This is a genomic window from Acidiferrobacter sp. (assembly GCF_054609335.1).
The window spans coordinates 29,739-48,739 of record NZ_JBTRWP010000004.1 but is presented as its reverse complement, the minus strand read 5'-3'; the positions used below and the strand labels follow the sequence as shown (position 1 = coordinate 48,739).

Sequence of the window (19,001 nt, the reverse complement as noted above, 5' to 3'; positions counted from 1 at the left end):
CATCTGGACCGGCCGGACGCGCCGCCGGCCCGTCCGGGCACCCCAGGTGGAGTATGGATCAGTTTCCCCGCATAAAGAGATTACCGCCGTACGTCTTCAACATTGTAAACGACCTGAAAGCCGAGGCCAGACGGCGCGGCGAGGACATCATCGACTTCGGGATGGGCAATCCCGATCACGCCACGCCCCAGCACATCGTAGACAAGTTGTGCGAGGCCGCGCAACGGGGTGATACGCACCGGTATTCGGTATCCCGGGGGATACCGCGTTTGAGGCGCGCGATCTGCCACTGGTACGAGACCCGTTATGGCGTTACGCTCGACATGGATCGCGAGGCGATCGTGACCATCGGCTCAAAAGAGGGCCTGGCGCATCTCGCGCTCGCGACCACAGGGCCCGGGGATGTGATCCTGGTGCCCAACCCGAGCTACCCGATCCATCCCTATGGCTTTGTGATCGCCGGCGCCGACATCCGGCACGTGCCGCTCGTGCCCGGCGGCGATTTCTTCGCCGAGCTCGAAAGCGCGATCCGCAACTGCTGGCCCAAGCCCAAGATGCTGGTCCTGAACTTTCCCAGCAACCCCACCGCGCAATGCGTCGATCTCGACTTCTTCGAGAAAGTGATCGCAGTGGCGCGGGATCATGGCATATACGTAATCCACGATCTTGCCTATGCCGATATCGTGTTCGACGGCTACAAGGCCCCATCGATCCTGCAGGTACCTGGGGCCAAGGAGGTCGCCGTCGAGTTCTTCACGCTTTCAAAGAGCTATGACATGCCGGGATGGCGGGTGGGCTTCATGTGCGGTAACCGCGAGCTGGTGGCGGCGCTGGCGCGTATGAAGTCGTATCTCGATTACGGCATGTTCACGCCCATCCAGATCGCCGCGATTCTCGCGCTCGAGGGGCCACAGGAGTGTGTAGGCGAGATCCGCGACCGGTACCAGAGCCGTCGCGATGTCCTGTGCGACGGCCTGAAGGCCGCCGGCTGGGAGGTGGACGTACCCAAGGCGACGATGTTCGTATGGGCCAGGATCCCTGAGCCGTTCCGGGAGATGAAGTCGCTGGAGTTCGCGAAAAAGCTCCTGCTCGAGGCCAAGGTGGCGGTGTCGCCCGGTATTGGCTTTGGCGAATATGGCGACGATTATGTGCGCTTCGGTCTCATCGAGAACGAGCATCGCACGCGTCAGGCGGTGCGCAGCATCCGCGACCTTTTGCGGCGTGCCGGCATGCCGGCGAAGGAAGCGTTGTGAAGGCGGTCCGTGTCGGCCTTTTGGGGTTCGGGGTCGTGGGCGGCGGCACGGTCGCGGTATTGACGCGCAACGCCCATGAGATCGCGCGCCGTGCCGGGCGCGGCATAGAGATCGTGAAGATCCTGACGCGCGACCCGGGCAAGCGCCGCGCGCAGGCGGTGCCCGAGGGGCTCATCACCACGGATGCCGCCATGATCCTGGACGACCCAACCATAGAGGTCGTGGTCGAGACCATGGGCGGCATCGAGCCGGCCCGTTCCTACATCCTGGCGGCCATTGCCAAGGGTAAGCATGTCGTCACCGCCAACAAGGCCTTGATTGCCACTGCCGGCAACGAGATCTTCGCGGCTGCGCGCGCACGGGGTGTGGTGGTGGCCTTTGAGGCAGCGGTGGCCGGCGGGATCCCGATCATAAAGGCGATCCGCGAAGGGCTCGCCGGCAACCGTATCCGCGGGGTCGCCGGCATCATCAACGGGACCTGCAACTATATTCTGACCGAGATGCGCGAACATGGCACCGAATTTGCCACGGCGCTGGCGCAGGCCCAGGAGCTCGGTTACGCGGAGGCTGATCCGCATTTCGATGTCGACGGAATCGATGCCGCGCATAAGCTCACCATCCTCGCTGCCATCGCTTTTGGTATACCGCTTGCGTTTGCGCAGGTGCATATCGAAGGCATACGCGATCTCGAATCCGCGGACATCGCCTATGCCGCCGAGCTCGGGTATCGCATCAAACATATCGGGATCGCGCGGCGCGTGTCAGATGGCATAGAGCTGCGCGTTCATCCGGTATTGATCCCTCACAAGCGGCTCATCGCCAACGTCGACGGGGTCATGAATGCCATCCTGGTGTCCGGCGATGCCGTGGGCTCGACTCTATTCTACGGCCCGGGGGCCGGCGCCGAACCGACGGGATCGGCGGTGGTCGCCGACATCATTGATGTGGTGCGCACGCTCACGACCGATCCCGAGCTGCGCGTACCGCATCTTGCCTTTCAGCCCGACGCGTTGTCGGATGGCCCGATATTGGGCATGGCGGATGTGACCACTGCCTGCTATCTGCGTTGCGAGGCCGAGGATCGGCCTGGTGTGCTTGCCGACATCACGCGCATCCTGGCCGATCTTGGCATCAGCATCGAGGCGATCCTGCAAAAGCCGCCCGAGCCTGGCGCCCATACCGTGCCGGTCATTCTCCTGACTCACGGTGTACGCGAAGCCCAGATCGACGAGGCCATTGCGCGCATTGCGGCATTGTCTGCGGTCACCGGCAAGATCCGGCGCCTGCGCGTCGAATCATTCGCATAGGAGCAAGAATTCCCATGAGTCGTTATACCGGCATCATCGCGCGTTACCGTGACTGGCTTCCGATCGCAGACGACAGCCGCATCATTACCCTGGGCGAAGGCGATACACCGCTCATCCGGCTGGATCGACTGACGCGCACCACGGGACGGACCGCGGCCCTGTATGTGAAGTTCGAGGGCCTGAACCCCACCGGATCCTTCAAGGACCGTGGCATGTGTTTTGCCGTGACCAAGGCCTGCGAGGTCGGCTCGCGCGCCGTGATCTGCGCCTCTACCGGCAATACCTCGGCATCGGCCGCGGCCTATGCGGCGCGCGCCGGGATCAGCGCCTTCGTTCTGATCCCGGAGGGCAAGATCGCGCTTGGCAAGCTAAGTCAGGCCATGATCCATGGCGCGGTGGTGGTGCAGATCCAGGGAAATTTCGACGCCGGCATGCGGCTTGTGAAGGAGATCGCCGAGGAGACACCCATCACGCTGGTGAATTCCGTGAATCCTTACCGCCTGCAGGGGCAGAAGACCGCGGCCTTCGAGGTCGTCGATGCCCTGGGATTTGCGCCGCACTACCATTATCTGCCGGTCGGCAATGCCGGCAACATCAGCGCCCATTGGCTGGGATACCGGGACTATGCACGGGAAGGGCGTTGCGCGATCCCAAAACTCGTGGGCTATCAGGCGGCGGGCGCCGCGCCGTTCGTCGCGGGTCGCATGGTCGATGAACCGGAGACCGTGGCCACCGCCATCCGGATCGGCCATCCACAATCATGGGCGCTCGCACAATCGGCGCGCGAGGCCACGGGCGGCTGGTTCGGGGCGATCGACGATGCCGAGATCCTCGCGACGCAGAAACTCATGGCGCGCGAGGAGGGGATATTCTGCGAGCCGGCCTCGGCGGTGTCGGTGGCGGGGGCCCTGCGCGATCTGCGCGCCGGACGCATCGAGGAGGGCACGACCGTGGTGTGCACGGTCACCGGCCACGGCCTGAAGGACCCCGACGTTGCCATCCGTCAAGGAGGGGCGAGTGAACTCGTGACCATCCCTCCGACACTCGCGGCGGTGCGCTCCGTGATTCTCGATCGTTCGTCCTAGGATGTATCACGCGCGCGTGCGCACCGACCGCCACCGCGCCGTTTTGTCGGGGCCTTGACCGTGCCGCCGGCGCCCGCGGCCCCTGCGGTCACGCTCTATGTGCCCGGGCTCCACGGGGGCGCAGGATGGCCGAAGCCCCCACCCGCGGCGCTTGCGCGGGCCCTGGCGCGCACCCGGCGCGTGGCGTGGGGTGACGAAGGTTATGCGGCTCGGGCCCTTACGCTCTTCGACCTGCCGCCCTCGACCGGGCTCGCGGCCCTGGCGCGCCTCGGCGAAGGACGGGTGCGCGATGATCGCTGGTGGGTGCGCTGCGACCCCGTGCACCTGGCGGTGGATGGCGACCGCTTGCTGCTTTTGGATAACGACACCCTGACACTAGACGCCCACGAGGCACAACGCCTCTGTGCGCGCGTGGCGGAGGTATTTGCCGCCGACGGCGGGGTGATCGAGGCGCTCGCGCCGACGCGCTGGTATCTGAGCCTGCCGGACCCCGAGCCCTTGCATACCACCGCCATGGCCGAGGTCGCCGGCCGCAATATCCATGATTACCTGCCCGAAGGCCACGCGCGCTATTGGCGGACCCGTTTGAACGAGGCACAGATGGTATTGCATGAGGCCCTGAGCGCCGGCCATGGGGGTGAGGCGGCACGCGGCGAGGCCAATAGCATCTGGCTGTGGGGTCCGGGGCGTGCCGCGGCGTCCGTGCGCGCCGCTTTGGCCTTTGGGCGCGTGTTCACCGACGATGCCCTCGTGAGCGGCATGGCGCAGGCCACCGGGGCTATGGTGGCGGGACTGCCGGCAGGGGTCCCGGATCTCGATTACGCAGGCGCGACCTTGATCGTATTACGCGGGGCGCAGGGTGCTGTGCAGTATGGGGATACCGACGCGTGGTCGTCATTCCTGGAGGCCTTTGTCACTGCCTGGTGGCAACCGCTTGCCGCCGCTGTGCGCGCCCGGCGGCTGGCACGATTGTCGTTGATCGGCGACCGCGGACCGTGTCATGTCCTGGAGCCGGGCTGGTGGCGCGCGTTCGCCGGGTGGAGGCGTCGATGACCGCGCGATCGGCGCCGACGGCCATCGTAGAGGCGGTCCTCGATCGTCTCTATGCGGCCCGCGGGGTCGGAGATCGCGCCGCGGAGACCCGCGGGCTTGCGGCGCTTGCCGCGCCCGATACCTTGAGCGGACTCGAGCCGGCCACCGGTGCCTTGGCAGAGGCCATAGCGCGGGGTGAACGCATCCTCGTCATCGGTGACTATGATGCCGCAATATGAACCTTCATAACTAAGTGGTCTGCTCATTCAAACGGGCGTTTCTTTACCTGGATTAAATCAATGGTACGGACGCAAAAATACGTTCACGTAATGAGAATAATATCATTGATAATAGTGTGTTATAGGAATATAATGTTTATATTAGGCTGAACTCTGGAGCTTGAGTAATGAACAGTGGCGTGGTGGTTCACATCACTCAGGACTTCGGGGGCCTGAAAGTGGGGCAACCGAGTTTGTTCTGGGAGCCAGAACAGCGACTGTTCGAGGAAGCGACCGCGTTTCTTAACGACGAATACTGCCAGTCAGGTTCCCGGTCGTCGCCGCGAACCTGGAAAAATGTCGCCAGCGCATTGGCGTTCTGGTTCAACTGGTGTTTGGAAGTCAACATTGATTGGCAAACTGCATCTCAGGACGATTTGATTGATTTCCGGGATGGCTTGTTCACGGCTATCAGTCCAGTGACGGGTGACGTCTACAGTAGCGGGACGATCATCGCTTACATGCAGCCGGTCATTGCTTTCTATGATTATGCCCGGCGACACAACGCGTACTTCAGTGATATCTGCAGCGCCGATGTCTTGAAGGCGAGACTAGCCTCAGAGGCATCGCTTGACATCCTATCAGACGCCTCGCGGTTGGTTCCGTCTCGACGAGCGAAGAAAAATGCTATTCGGCCGTTCGAGATCAAAGAATTAAGGAAGTTTCTGGCGGTGCTTGGTCCCTCCGCAGCAGAAAGGGCGGCAGGGGACCTGCGTCCTACAAGAAATAGACTTATGGCGGATTGGGGTTGGGCAGTTGGCCTCCGCCTTTCAGAGATCATGATGCTCAACCCGTATCAATTCCTTGTGTTTCATGTTGATGAGGGCTCGCCCTTCTCGCAGCAAGCCGTTGAAGTCATTGGCAAGGGTAATGTGATACGGAACGTCGCCGTTCCGAACTGGTTGATCGCAGACACGCTCCAATACATGAAAGGAGAGCGGGCTCAAGCACTGGAACTGGGGCGCAAGAAAGGAAGAAAGATGCCGAAAGTCCTATTTCTGGCAGGAGCACGTTCCCCAGATCCAGGATCCCCTTTCACCCCGCGGCGGTTCGAGACGATAGTCAGCGAGTCATGTATTTCTGCGGGCCTGATGCGTTTGAAACAGCGTATCGATCCGGACTCCGGTGTAAGGACGCAGGTTTCGGTCGCGAACCACTGCGTGCATGATCTCCGGCACACTTATGCCGTTTACACTTATTGGATTGAAGCGAGCAATGGGAATTCGGAACCATGGAAGGTGATTCAGGCGCAACTGGGTCATGAGCGGCTGGAAACGACTATTCGCACTTATCTGAAATTTGTCCAGCTCTTTGGCCCGCGTGGCCAGCAGGACATTAGATCTCTTGTCGGATTGGAATAAAGGGATGGCTAAGAAGCGGTCTCCTGCAAGCAGAGTTGCCAAAGCGTCTATGGCGGCAAAGTCAGTCACCATCGCATCCGGTGAACCACCGGAACTTAATGCCACTCTTCTGCAAAACGTAGACATAAAGCGTAAGCGAAGCTCGGCTGCTTCCGTCGCGGCACAGGCCCGTAGGAGGTCAAAAGAGACCGCCAATATCGTAGATCTGGGTGCGGCTCGTCTGAAACAAACCACGCTATATTTCAGCAAGGACCTTCATGATATCCGGATTGAGTTTCCGGGTCCGGATCGTGAGCCCTACGTTTTGGACCTTTCGTTTCTGGGCCTGGCCCCGCGCCTAGCCAAGCCGCTGGCCGAGGGCTTCCGAGTCTACGGAGTCGGTAAGCGCCAGAAGACACTGCTGGGGCGCAGATCCGAGCTGCAGACTGGATTTGTAGCCTTCTTGAAGGAAAGGGAGCTGTTACATATTGGTCTCGAAGAGATTGATCGTCCCGTATGGAACCAGTTCAAGCAATGGCTTGATACGAAGACTGATCGGAGGAACGGCGGGCCAATTCATCCGAAAACTAGGGCGACGACTTTCGGGGCATTGGTGGTCATGCTCGATGCACTGAAGTCTGTTCCAGAATTCAGTCGCTTGGCGCGAGTGGCCTTTGATGCAAGGCCGAGCATCACTTGGGACAACGTGGAACAGCGAACCACAGCACGAGAAAGATTGTCGTTTGAAGCGTTGCGAGCAATCGATAATGCGGTAACCAAGGATATTGAGGCCCTTCATGCAAAGATAGAGAGGTCAGAAAGGTTGTTGCAGGAGGGGCGCGAAAGGCTCGCTACAAATGGCGATCTTTCCGATCTGGGTACATGCGCCGCCTACATCGCTCAAAAGTATCCTGAAGGGCTCCCACCGCTAGGTGTGATAAAAGAAAGTAATCCAGATTGTTATCACTATGTTAACCCAAATGATAGGAAAGCGCATAGGATTTGGACGCTTAAGGCGGTCCTCTATCCAAATGCCCGTGATCTCGTGCCGCTCGTGGTTTTTCTGGCCATTGAATCTGCTTTGAATCCGACGACATTGTATGAGTTGGAGTGGTCAGATGTCGACTCTGGAGAGCTTCTCAGGCAGCCCGTCGTGCGATTGGGTGGAACTAAGTGGCGAGCAAACGAAGATCCCATGGTCCCGATTTCGGCGGCTCGCATTCAGCCGATGTTAGATCTTCTTAGGCGTTTAACGAAGTTGGTCCGTGCGACCGTCCCTGATCCATTGAAGGACAGGTTGTTCCTTTTCAGCCGGCTTCAAGGGACGAATCCTGCTGGCCGGGGATTCGGTGGTAACGACAGGGGAATAAACAGAAGCGATGCGTCCTGGAGTCGCGGCCTCATGGAGTTCTGCAAGGATCATAGTCTCCCGCTGTTTACGCTTAGTCAGATTAGGGCCACGATCGGCGACGAGATTGCCCTTCGCGAGGGCATCTTGGTGTCGAGTCAGGTTCTCGGGCACCAAAATGCTCGGACCACGGATACGCATTACGTCAGTGACGGAACGCGGTGGCGGGAGGCGGAGTCGTTAGGAAAAGCCATGCTTTTCATGGAGCGATGGTTCAGATCGGACGGGAAGATCGATCCGCGTCGACGTCGGCTGACGTCGCGCATGGATCGTGGCGCCGCCACGCCCGGCTTTCATTGCTTCGATCCTTACGATTCGCCATGGCCGATGCAGGGCAAGAATCGGTTGTGCACCGCTTACGGCCGATGCCCCTCTTGCCCTTTGGCGGCCGCCGATATCCATGACCCTGGAGCTGTCGCGTTGTACTTGTCATTGCGTACGGCGATCTTCGGCGCGCAAGGCCGGATCGGTGGTGAGGCTTGGCGGGCGCGTTATGGCCGCGTGTTCATTGATCTCGATGCGCTACTGAAGCATGTACCCGGTGACGTCATGAGCGCAGCCATGCGCTTCCATATCACTTTGCCGACGGTGGAGTGACGATATGTTGACCGCAGAAATCATTCGCGTCAATTCCGGCACTCATTTCCACCTCCGCCCCGAATGTGAATTGGATGAGGTTTGGGTGTCCTCGAGGAGTCGGTGGAGGGATGCGCTCTGGTGGCTGGATAATCCGAGCATTGGCCAGCGTCCCTTGGCATCGAAAGTGACTTGGGATATGAAGTTGCCTGATGGGCGTAACCTCCTCGACCCAGAACATTCTCAATTGCTTGGATGGCTACGGCGATTTGTCTGGAGTCTATTTGTGGATCCCCGAGACAAAGCTAAGGCATATAAAACCGGGAATGGCGGTATGCTGACACAAGGGCTTCGAGTTGTCGTGCCATGGATGGTTGAACGCGGGCAGATGTGGCCAAAAGATGTAAACAAGGAATTCGTGGCCGCGTTCATTGATGATCTACCATCAATTGTCGCTGTAGAAGTTGATGACGAAGAGGTTATTAGGGAAGGGGCAGCTTATATGCCCTTGAAGATCATCGATTTGCTCTGGCGGCAGCGTCTAGCACTGGGAGAGGCGGGGATCTCGCCGATGCCGGAACGACCTTGGCTGGACGAGAAGGGTGCCAACTCGATTGCGAAGCGGATCATCACCGAGGCGCGGGGTTGGATCCGGCCTTTGCCCGATGAGGTCGCCATTCCACTGATGAACAAGGCAGCTTGGTTTCTAGGGGCGCCTGCGGAAGATGTTTTGCGGCTACGTGAAAAAATTGAGAAGGTCTATCGTCCAATCGAAACCCCCAACGAAAAGCTATGGCGGCTTCACCAGGCCCGCCGAAAACGCATGGACGCGGCCTTAAGTGACTATGCGTTTTCCATCATCGACGGTGAGTCTGCGTCATGGCACGAGCCCTTAACGAGCTGTCAGGCTAAAAGCGGTCGCGAATCGTACGCATCGCGGCGCGTGCGACAATTGGTCGCCACTGTTGCAGGCGCCGCATGCATTACGATCCAATCCTCGACTGGAATGCGCGCAAGTGAGATATGTGCTTTGCGTGCAGGTACCTGTCCAGACACTGGTCTTCCACGTGGGGTCCGTATCGTCGAGACAGCATCGGGGCTCAATGAAGCATTCGTGCTTCGATCGGAGTTGACCAAGGAAGAAGAGGTTCCACGGGATGTAGATTGGTTGCTCGGAATGCGGCCGAAGAGTAGCGACGAAATTCCCCTTCCGGTCCGTGCCATGCAGGTCCTTGACAGACTGTTCGCGCATGAACGGAAACTTGCCAAAACAGATCGACTATTGATTACTACTAAGAGTGGAGTGGATCTTGCCGTCAATGAAACGCAAATCAGTCTCTTCAATACTCCTCGGCTGAACCGCTTCATCAAGAATTTTATTCAGCGGTGGGTGGATCTGTCCGACCTGCCGGACGAATCCGCACACCGGATTACCCGGAATGACCTCATTCCCTGGCGTGAATCGAAGGGCCGTATCATCCGGCCGCACCAGTTTCGCAAGACCTATGCCCAGTTCGCGTTGTCCATCGATCCGCGTCTGCTGCCGGCGGTTCAGCGCCAATACCATCATGTAGCGATGGCTATCACGGAAGGGGGTTATTGGGGGCGCAATCGCATCCAAATCGAGCCGATCAATGCCATGGCAGCGCAACTCACGGCCATGCAGATGTACGAAATGGTGACCGGCCGGACAAAGGTCGCCGGAAAGATGGGCGCCCAGCTCGAAGAGGGGATCGATGAGGTGCGTAAGCTGGTCGAAGGTGTGGATATGGAAGTTGGCTGGCGGCGCGTCATGCGCTTTGTCCGTGATAACAGCTTGCACATGTGGTTTGCCCCGCACGGTAATTGCTTCCCAATGGACCCTGGGGCCATGGGCTGCCATAAGGCTGCGGGGACGCGTCCAATTGGCGTGCCCTTCCCCAACTTCACCACGCGGGAGCCGTCACTCTGTGCGGGTTGCGATTGCTTCATTCTGGACTTGCGTCACGTCGGGTTCTGGCAGGAACGGTATATCACCAATGCCGCCGCGCATAGGCAAGCCGAGGCGCGAGGACAGGGCGGCATGTTTCGTGTAGCAGCGATGCGGGCCGCAGTCGCAAAAAAGCTCCTTGAGCGCTTGGGGATCAATACCGCCCCGTTGGACCTGTGCGTGGAACGGGAGATTGCCGATGTCGAGCACTAAAAGACGGCCGCCGAGGGCGGTCATCGAAAGGGATTTTGAGGAGGCCATTGAGCGTCTCGAGAAGAACAGGCCAACGGATCCGCTATTGAAGCGCCTTGCGGCGGAAGGGCGCCTGGCAATCAATTTCTCGACGGTTGCCAAGGAGGCAAAACACTCACGAACTCTGATCGCGCACGCAAAGTGTCAATATCAGCAACAAAGGGCGAAGGTCCTCGAGTTGATGCATCCTGGTGTGGTTGCCGCGCCAAGGACCGCGAGCGAAGTGATCTCCCGCCTCAGGGAAGACGTGGCGGACCTGAAGGGCAAGCTCAGCGCTGCTCTGAGTGGTCAGGCAGCCCATTTTCTGGCCCGTCAACGAGCTGAGCGTGAGGCGGAACGGTGGCGAAAGGAAGCGCAACGGCGGGAGAAGCTGTTACAGAAGGGCGACAAGTTGCATCTGATCAACCAGGATGGCGAGTGATGCCAGAACCCGTGCGGATTATCGACAGACCATTGTCCCAAGATACCCTTCGTGAGGCGATGGCTGCGGGCTATACGCGTCTTCAGTCGCGAATCATCGCGGGGAGATTGGGTGACGAGGATGCAGGAAGGGTGGGGTTGCTTGTCCGCCCGCCGCTGAGTGCGCTCGATTCGCCGGACCGCCTGCCTGACATCGGTGTCGCAGCTGAGGCCGTTGCGCGCGCGATAAAGGATGGGTTGCCGGTGATTCTGCTGTCGGATTTCGACTGCGATGGTGCTTCGGGGCATTCGGTGCTGAAGTTCGCGTTGCGGGACTACTTCGGTGTGCCAGAACACAGAATCCACAGCTATATTGGCCATCGACTGCGGGAAGGGTACGGTGTTTCAGAAAGTGTAACCCAGCGTATTTTGGACTCGGCGCCTCGTCCTGCGCTCGTGATTACGGCTGATCAGGGAAGCTCGGACCATGTCCGCATTGAGAAGCTGCGCGATCATGGTTTTATGACGATAGTGACAGACCACCATGGAGTTCCGGAGCAGGGACCGCCGCATGCAGCTATCGCCTGCGTCAATCCGGTCCGCACGGATTCGACATTCGCCGACCCCTACGTCGCGGGCGTTCATGTGGCTTGGCTGCTCTGCTGCGCCGTACGACAACGACTCATTGACTGCGGGTACCTTCCGGCCGACGCGCCGCGACTTGGCCACCTCCTCGACTTGGTCGCCCTGGGAACGGTAGCGGATTGTGTCGATCTGGCCCGGTCGCCGAATAACCGTGCGGTGCTGACACGTGGCCTCGCGCTAATGAATGCGCCTGAGGCGCGCCCTGCGTGGCGCGCCTTGTACACGGTCTCTCGTTGCTCTGGCCCCATTACGGCGGCGACATTGGGGTTCACCTTTGGGCCAATCATCAATGCTCGGGGCCGGCTTGATTGCGCACTTGGAGCCGTCGACCTGTTGATGTGCGATGACGAGAAGGAAGCGATACGCTTGGCGCAGATGCTGGTGGGGCACAACAGCGAACGCAAGCAGGTCCAATCTCAAATGTTACGCCGGGTCCTTCCATTGGTTGAACAACAGGTGGTGGCCGGGTGCACGGCAATCACCGTGTTCGATCCGGAAGGACATCCAGGGGTACATGGGGTATGTGCTGCGCGGTTGGTGGAGGCCTATGGGCGTCCCACCGCCTATTTCTCGCCTAAGCAGGGGAGCGGTCATATCACCGCCTCACTGCGCACTGTCCCCGGATTCCACATACGAAATGCGCTCGCCGAAATAGCCGAATTACATCCTGGCGACTTTGTCACGTGGGGCGGTCATGCAGGCGCCGGCGGGGTCACGTTGAAACGCGAGGGGCTTAATCGCTTTACGGCCGCCTTCGATGGGACCGCGGCCCGCGCTCTGGCGGCGTGGACTCCGGGACCCCGCATACTCACCGATGGCGAACTCGACCAGCGCCCAAGCTTGGAGCTGTTTAGAGAACTGGCCACCTTAGAGCCCTTCGGCCGGCAATGGGAGTGGCCTGTCTTTCGTGCCGAAGGCCGTATCCTCAGTGTCCGTCCGGTCGGCGACGGAACCCACTTGAAGATATTGATGGGCATCGGGCCGGATCGATTTGACGCCATCTGGTTTGGTGCGGTTCACGACGGCGTATGTCCAGTGGAAATGGGGCAGGCGGTCCGAGTAGCTTTTGAACTGGACGCCAACACCTTCCGAGACGAGACGCGCCTACAATTGCGCGTCCGGCATGCGGCGGTCGTCCCATAGGAGTGTGTTGATGGCTCAGCGATTCATTTTATTGGATTTGCCGATTCAAGCTTGGCTACTAAGTTCGTTTGCCATCCGAACTGATGAGGTCATCACAACCCTATACCTGCTTCCGGCGGACGGCAAGTCAACCTGGTCACCTGCCACGAACTGGCTGAGGACGCGGCGTAGCGACGCTGATGGTGATGGAGTTTTAGCGTTGGTATCGGGAGCGCGCCAAGGCTTGCGGTCCGACTGATCAATAAACACGACGCCGCGCTACCGCTTCGCGAAGACCATCGAGACCGAGGTGCAACTTGCCACCCTCATGGGTTTCACGTTCAGACCTTGGCGCTGGGCGGCTGCAGACGGCGACACCGCGACGGCGGATCAACCAGCGGGACTGCGAACACTGCACACGAACTGCGTCAATGGGCCTATGGTGGCGGAAAGGTGCTGCCAGGGCTGGTAGCGCGGCGGGAGACCGAAATCACCATTCTTTTTGGCCGACCGATTCGCGACATCCAATCACCTCGGCGCGATTCATAGACGTGAAGCCGTTCACCCAGAGTCCGGGTTGAATCGGAGCAAATCCCCACTAACTCGATCTAATCGGACGGAACCGTGACCCTTGACAGACGATGCGCCAGCCTGCGATCATCTGGAGCGTGAGAGTCCGCACGCTCAAAAATGTCATAACTCCCTTGATCCTGGTCTTCTGGCTAGTTGCGCTCTGGGCGTGCATGGCGCCGCAGGGTCATCACCGGTCTCATGACGGCAAGGCCTGCGCTGTGGTCCACAACGCCATAGGGCCGCAGACCGTCAGTAAAATTGTCGGCACGCCGGCGCCCCTGCCTATGGTCCTTGCGGTATTCCTCGCGATCGACATGATTCTGGTCAGCTTTTCAAGGACTGTCACGACTACGGTCCCGCTCTTGCAGCGACGCCGGCACAGGCCCGCGCAACCCAACGCTCCCCCCTCCCTCGCCTTCATCTTGTAGATTCCCGGCGCCGAAGTCCGGCGCACCATGAGTCCCATGAGAAGGTATTATGCGCATCCCTTTTTCTTTGGCGCGCGCGGCAGCGCTCGCTTTGAGTTCGGCACTAAGCCTAGCCCCCATCACGGCTCAGGCCCTGAGTCTCGCGACAGCAGAGCGCCTCGCCACGCAACACAACAGGTCTCTCGCGGCCGCCCGTCAGGATGTCGCGATCGCTCGCGGCTTAGCCAGGCAAGATCGTTTGTGGCCTAATCCGCGATTGAACGTCTCCGGGGGCACTGGCAATGGGCTGGGCAGCCCCGGGGAATTCAACACCAGCGTCCTGCTGACTCAAGCCATCCCATTAACTTCGCGCATCGCCCGTCACGCGGCCGTTGGGCAACTGGGTGTGCGCGAGGCCTACGCCCGCCTTCAAACCCGCGTCTGGCAGGTCCGCGGGCGCGTGGCGCGCGCTTACGCACGCTGGCAAAGCGCTGCACGCGCGGTCACCCAGGTCACACACTTGATCACGACTGAGAACAAGTTGATGCGCATTGTCACAGCGCTGTCTGGTGCCGCGCAGATTTCGCCGATCGGAGCAAGCGGAGTACAACTTCTCAGCGCCCAGGCCCGATTGTTACGAGCGAACTGGTGCACGCGGCGCCACGAAGCCAAGGCCGAGCTCAGGGCTCTCATCGGCTATCAACCACAAAAGCCCTGGTCCGTTCCCGGGCCTTCGCGCTGGCGCCCACCGACGGCGGCCGATGCCATGGCCACGGCCCTAGCCCATCGTCCGGATCTGCGGTTGGCCGAGATCGATCGCCACTACCGGCAATCCGTGCACCGCTATCAACGCGCGCGGCGACTCGGATGGATGACCGTAGGCGCTGGCGTGGGGCTCGATCGGCAGGTCCTGCAAGGTGTGCCTCCGCAACCCATCGATCGATCCCTTGAATTGAGCGCCTCGCTGCCCTTGCCGTTCTGGAACCGCAACCAGGGCAACCGATCCGCAGCGGCGGCGCAGGTCGTTCAGGCGCAGGCGCGCCTGCGGGCGTTGCGCTGGCGTATCCGCCGCACGGTCGCCCGCAACCTCTTCGCGCTTCAACGTCTGCAGACACGCGAACAACGGCTCGCGCGTCTGCGCGAGCAAGCGCGGCATGCGGCGGCGCTGGCCCTGCAAGGCTTGAGGCTGGGTCAGGTCCATACTGCAAGCGCCCTTGCGGTATTCACAGACCAACTCACCCTCACAACGGCGTGGCTTAAGACGCGTGCCGAGGTATCGGACGCTCGTACGGTCCTGCGCATTAGCCTGGGCGGCCCCAAGGAGACACCGTAATGAAGACCCCAATCAGTATGATCGCCATCCTGGCGCTTGCCCTTACGAGCGTTCCAGCCTTTGCTCACCGTTCTCCTATCGTTCACTTGACACCCGCGAACGTGCGCGCTCTCAGACTTAGGCTTGCCACGGCAAGCTTGCGTACACTTCACGCCTATCGAACGTTTTATGGCACATTCACATTACCTCCCGGTGCCGAAGCGGTGGTGACCCCACGGATTCAAGGTCGAGTGACCGCGCTCTACGCCACCGTAGGGGACTATGTGCATCGGGGCGCACCACTTGCCCGCGTGCAATCACTTCTCGTCGGAAACCCGCCCGCAAGCGTTCTGGTCCATGCACCTATGAGCGGGCTCGTGGACATGAGGCCCGCAATCCTAGGTGAGGGCGTGGTCCCAGGCACGCCCCTCTATCGCCTGATCAAGCCCCACCGGCTCTGGCTCAAGGCCTATGTCTATCAGGAGGACATCGCATCTATCCACCTCGGACAGAAGGCGAGCGTCCGTGCGCTTGGGGTCTCTGCGAAATTGCGCGGGCGCATCGTCATGATGGCTCCACGCATCGATCGGCGGCGCGGCGCGCAGACAATATGGCTCTCATTTGCGTCTACGCCAGCGACCTTGAAACCCGCGCTCTTTGCCCGCGCCCGCATAACGGTCGGGACCACCAAGACCGTTGCGGTACCGAGAACCGCCATTGTGGATGTGAACGGCCGACGCGCGGTGTTCGTCGCGGCGGGCCCTGGCCGCTTTCACTACACGCCCATAGGAGCGGGTATATGCGAACACGGCTATTGCGGGACCTCGGGACTTAAAGTCGGCGTGCGCGTCGTCATGCAAGGCAACGCCGAGCTCTATACGTTGTGGCTCACCGGCGGCAAACTCAAGGCGGACAGCTGATGTTCAATTTTCTGATCACGTTATCGCTACGCAGCCGCGCGCTTGTCATCGGGAGCTTTATCATTCTCGTCGGTGCGGCCCTGCTTGCATGGCGCAGCATGCCAATAAACGTTTTCCCAGCTTTCGCTACGCCGCGGGTGGTCATAGGCACCACATTGCCGGGCATGGCGCCGCGCGACATGGAAACGCTTGTCACCTATCCAATCGAGACCGCGGTCAGTGGCACGATAGGCATACGTGTGGTCCGCTCAAAGACCACGCTTGGCGTATCGCTTGTCACAGTAGTTTTTCACGCCGGCACCAACATCTACCATGACCGCCAGCTGATCGCCGAACGACTCCAAACTCTGCAATCACGATTGCCCGCAGGAATACATGGGCCGGAGATCTTTCCGCTCACATCGGCCATCGGATGGCTCGTCAAGTACTCGCTCACAAGCGCGGTTCTGCCGACCCAGGAGCTGCGGACTTTAGCGGACTGGGTGATCCGCCCGCGGCTATTGTCGGTGGACGGTGTCGCTGACGTGGCAGACATCGGCGGGTCAGTCACGCAATACCAGATCGCGCTCAATCCTACCGCCATGCAGGCCTACCGAGTCAGCGTGGGCGAGGTGGCGCGCGCCGTGCGCGGGGTGAGCCGCGACCTTCCCGGCGGCATGGTGGAGACACCGGGCCAGGAATTGATCGTGTCGGCGGCGGGTCGGCTTCATGAGAGCGATGCGCTTTCGCGCCTGCGACACACCCTAGTAGCGATGCGCGACGGCCTGCCCATAACCCTAGCCCAGGTCGCTCGGATCCGTCGCTGGCACGCCATACGCCTGGGCGCCGCGGCCTTGGGTCAGGCACCGGCGGTGGTGGGGACCGTCTACAAGGCCTATGGCGCCGGCACCATCACGACCACTCGCCACGTGCTACATACCCTGCGCGCGGCGCGGCGCGCGCTCCCGCCGGGCGTCACCCTCGACACCCATATCTTCCGGCAGTCGACATTCATCCACACCGCCATCCACAACTTGTGGACGGCCTTGTGGCAGGGGGCGCTCATCGTCATCCTTGTACTGTTCGTGTTCCTGGCGAACTGGCGAGCCTCGCTGGCGACCTTCGTGGCCCTGCCGGCCTCGTTCGCGCTCGGCGCTCTGATCCTCTACTTCTTTCATGCCGGTGTAAACGCGATGACGCTCGGAGGCCTCGCCGTGGCCATAGGGGAGGTGGTCGATAACGGGATCATCACCGTGGAAAACATCGTCCACCGCATGCGCCTGGCCCCCGAGCAATCGCAATCGGGGGGAACCGACGGCCTCATCCTGAGTGCGATACACGAGGTGCTGAATTCGATCGTCTACGCCACCGCGATCGTAATTCTGGTCTTTCTGCCGGTCTTCTTCATGCACGGCATCCCCGGACGCATCTTTTCACCGCTGGGCATAGCTTATTTGGCCACCATGCTCGCCTCGCTCGTCGTGTCGGTAACCCTGGTCCCAGCCCTCTGTTCGCTGCTCTTCACGGGCGTCGGCAAGAGGCCGGCGGGCAGCGAGCGGGAAACGGGCCTCGTCCGCTTCCTCAAACGCCATTACCTGCGGCTCCTCGAAGGAGTCCTGCCGCGAACACGGATCATCGTAGGCCTTACCCTTGTGGCCGTGGTCATGGCGGGCATCGGTTTTGCGCGACTCGGGCGCTCGTTCCTCCCACCATTCCACGAAGGCAATTACATTCTGGTCATGACCGCACTCCCAGGGACTCCATGGCGTGAATCGATGCGCCTGGGGGCGGTCGTGCGCCGCGACTTGGCCAACTTGCCCCAAGTGGTATCTGTCGACCAGCGTGCCGGCGCTGGCACACTCACGCCCGGCGCAAATACTCCAAACAACTCCGAATTCGACCTGCGCATCGATTTTCACCGCGGTCCGCAATCGCCGCACGTTCTGCTGGGCGAGATCCGCAGCCGCCTTGCGACGATCCCAGGGGTCGCCTTCAACCTCGGCGAATTTATCGCCCATCGCATCGACGACGTGGAATCGGGTGTGCCAGCGGACGTGGCTGTCAAGATCTACGGGCCGCACCTGCGTCGCCTTTATAGCATCGGCAAGGCCGCAAGCCGGGTGATCACGCCCATTCCGGGGGTCGTCGACCTGCATCTAGAGCAGCAGATCCGCGTCCCCCAGATCGTCATCACGCCCCAGCGCGGGCGCGATGCGCATTACGGCGTCTCAGCGGGGCGGCTACTGCACGACGTCAACCTTTACCTGAACGATACCTCGATGGGTCACGTCCTTCACGGCCCACGGCGGTTTGCGATCACCCTGAGGGTCGCCCACGGCGCCCGGCGTTCGGCACGCGCCCTGCGCAACCTCCCGGTGCGCGCCCCAGCACTCGGCGCACACGCTGTCGTGCCGCTCGCGGAACTCGCCTCGATCCGGGTACGGCCGGTCCCCTTCGAAATCCGCCGGGCGCATGGGCATCGCGTCCTACTGCTCACTTTCGACGTGACAGGCAGGGCGCTCTCTACGGTCGTCCGTAAGGTCAAGGCCCGCATGGCGACGGTTTCCTTGCCGCGCGCCTACTTCGTGCGCTACGGCGGTACCTTCCGCAGTCAGCAGCGGGCCAACACGACGCTATGGCGCCTCGGTCTGCTCGCGATCATCGTCTCCGCGCTACTCCTCCAGAAGGCCTTCGGTTCGCTGCGCGACGCCTTGCTCGTGCTCGTCAACCTGCCGCTGGCCATGGTCGGGGGGGTAGCGGCCCTCCTTCTGACGGGATCCACTTTGAGCACCGCCGCGGTTATCGGATTCATCGCGCTCTTTGGCATCACCGCGCGTAACGGGATCATCCTCATAAGCCACTACAAGCACCTCGAGACCAACGGCCGGTCGGTCGACGAGGTGGTGCGGGAGGGTACTCTCGACCGCCTCATACCCATTCTGATGACTTCGATCACGCCAGCCCTGGCCTTGTTGCCACTCCTCTGGGGATCACCGGTCGGCAAGGAACTCGAGCGTCCGCTGGCCTTTGTCGTACTCGGCGGCCTCGTGACCTCTACTGTGCTCAATCTGGTCGTCATTCCGAGCGTCTACCGCGCCCTGCGCCGGCGTGACCAGACTCGCATGCGGGGCGCCGAGCAATGAC

Annotated in this window: 15 protein-coding genes; all 15 read left to right on the top strand. The window is 60.9% G+C overall.

From position 1 onward, the window contains the following. The first annotated feature begins 53 nt into the window (after positions 1–53). Entirely contained in the window at positions 54–1,253 is a 1,200-nt protein-coding gene (gene alaC, locus ACYCTF_RS01765; RefSeq protein ID WP_461284462.1) for an alanine transaminase, read from the top strand. Further along, positions 1,250–2,560: a homoserine dehydrogenase gene (locus ACYCTF_RS01760; RefSeq protein WP_461284461.1), complete on the top strand. Its 1,311-nt coding sequence runs from the start codon at positions 1,250–1,252 to the stop codon at positions 2,558–2,560. The genes alaC and ACYCTF_RS01760 overlap by 4 nt, the downstream gene beginning before the upstream one ends. Positions 2,561–2,574: 14 nt before the next feature. Further along, positions 2,575–3,645: a threonine synthase gene (thrC, locus tag ACYCTF_RS01755; RefSeq protein ID WP_461284460.1), complete on the top strand. Its 1,071-nt coding sequence runs from the start codon at positions 2,575–2,577 to the stop codon at positions 3,643–3,645. 60 nt (positions 3,646–3,705) lie between these two features. Next, a complete protein-coding gene (locus ACYCTF_RS01750) occupies positions 3,706–4,698 on the top strand; it encodes a hypothetical protein (protein WP_461284459.1) in 993 nt (330 codons plus the stop codon). Then, on the top strand, positions 4,695–4,916 hold the full coding sequence (locus ACYCTF_RS01745; RefSeq protein WP_461284458.1) for a hypothetical protein: 222 nt from the start codon (positions 4,695–4,697) through the stop codon (positions 4,914–4,916). Before ACYCTF_RS01750 ends, ACYCTF_RS01745 begins: the two co-directional genes overlap by 4 nt. A gap of 167 nt (positions 4,917–5,083) precedes the next feature. Beyond that, the gene (locus tag ACYCTF_RS01740; RefSeq protein ID WP_461284457.1) at positions 5,084–6,316 is read left to right on the top strand and encodes a tyrosine-type recombinase/integrase; all 1,233 of its coding nucleotides are present in this window, start codon (positions 5,084–5,086) and stop codon (positions 6,314–6,316) included. A gap of 4 nt (positions 6,317–6,320) precedes the next feature. Beyond that, positions 6,321–8,300, top strand: a complete 1,980-nt coding sequence (locus ACYCTF_RS01735; protein ID WP_461284456.1) for a site-specific integrase — start codon at positions 6,321–6,323, stop codon at positions 8,298–8,300. 4 nt (positions 8,301–8,304) lie between these two features. Next, a complete protein-coding gene (locus ACYCTF_RS01730; RefSeq protein WP_461284455.1) occupies positions 8,305–10,461 on the top strand; it encodes an integrase in 2,157 nt (718 codons plus the stop codon). Then, the gene (locus tag ACYCTF_RS01725) at positions 10,448–10,921 is read left to right on the top strand and encodes a hypothetical protein (protein ID WP_461284454.1); all 474 of its coding nucleotides are present in this window, start codon (positions 10,448–10,450) and stop codon (positions 10,919–10,921) included. Before ACYCTF_RS01730 ends, ACYCTF_RS01725 begins: the two co-directional genes overlap by 14 nt. Then, positions 10,921–12,687, top strand: a complete 1,767-nt coding sequence (locus ACYCTF_RS01720; RefSeq protein WP_461284453.1) for a single-stranded-DNA-specific exonuclease RecJ — start codon at positions 10,921–10,923, stop codon at positions 12,685–12,687. Before ACYCTF_RS01725 ends, ACYCTF_RS01720 begins: the two co-directional genes overlap by 1 nt. Before the next feature lie 327 nt (positions 12,688–13,014). Continuing rightward, positions 13,015–13,215: a glycoside hydrolase family protein gene (locus tag ACYCTF_RS01715; protein WP_461284452.1), complete on the top strand. Its 201-nt coding sequence runs from the start codon at positions 13,015–13,017 to the stop codon at positions 13,213–13,215. Positions 13,216–13,307: 92 nt separating this feature from the next. Continuing rightward, entirely contained in the window at positions 13,308–13,667 is a 360-nt protein-coding gene (locus ACYCTF_RS01710) for a hypothetical protein (protein WP_461284451.1), read from the top strand. Positions 13,668–13,716: 49 nt separating this feature from the next. Continuing rightward, complete coding sequence (locus ACYCTF_RS01705) at positions 13,717–14,979, top strand: TolC family protein (protein WP_461284450.1); 1,263 nt, start codon at positions 13,717–13,719, stop codon at positions 14,977–14,979. Next, entirely contained in the window at positions 14,979–15,878 is a 900-nt protein-coding gene (locus tag ACYCTF_RS01700; RefSeq protein ID WP_461284449.1) for an efflux RND transporter periplasmic adaptor subunit, read from the top strand. Before ACYCTF_RS01705 ends, ACYCTF_RS01700 begins: the two co-directional genes overlap by 1 nt. Further along, on the top strand, positions 15,878–19,000 hold the full coding sequence (locus tag ACYCTF_RS01695) for an efflux RND transporter permease subunit (protein WP_461284448.1): 3,123 nt from the start codon (positions 15,878–15,880) through the stop codon (positions 18,998–19,000). Before ACYCTF_RS01700 ends, ACYCTF_RS01695 begins: the two co-directional genes overlap by 1 nt. The last annotated feature ends 1 nt before the right edge of the window (position 19,001 follow it).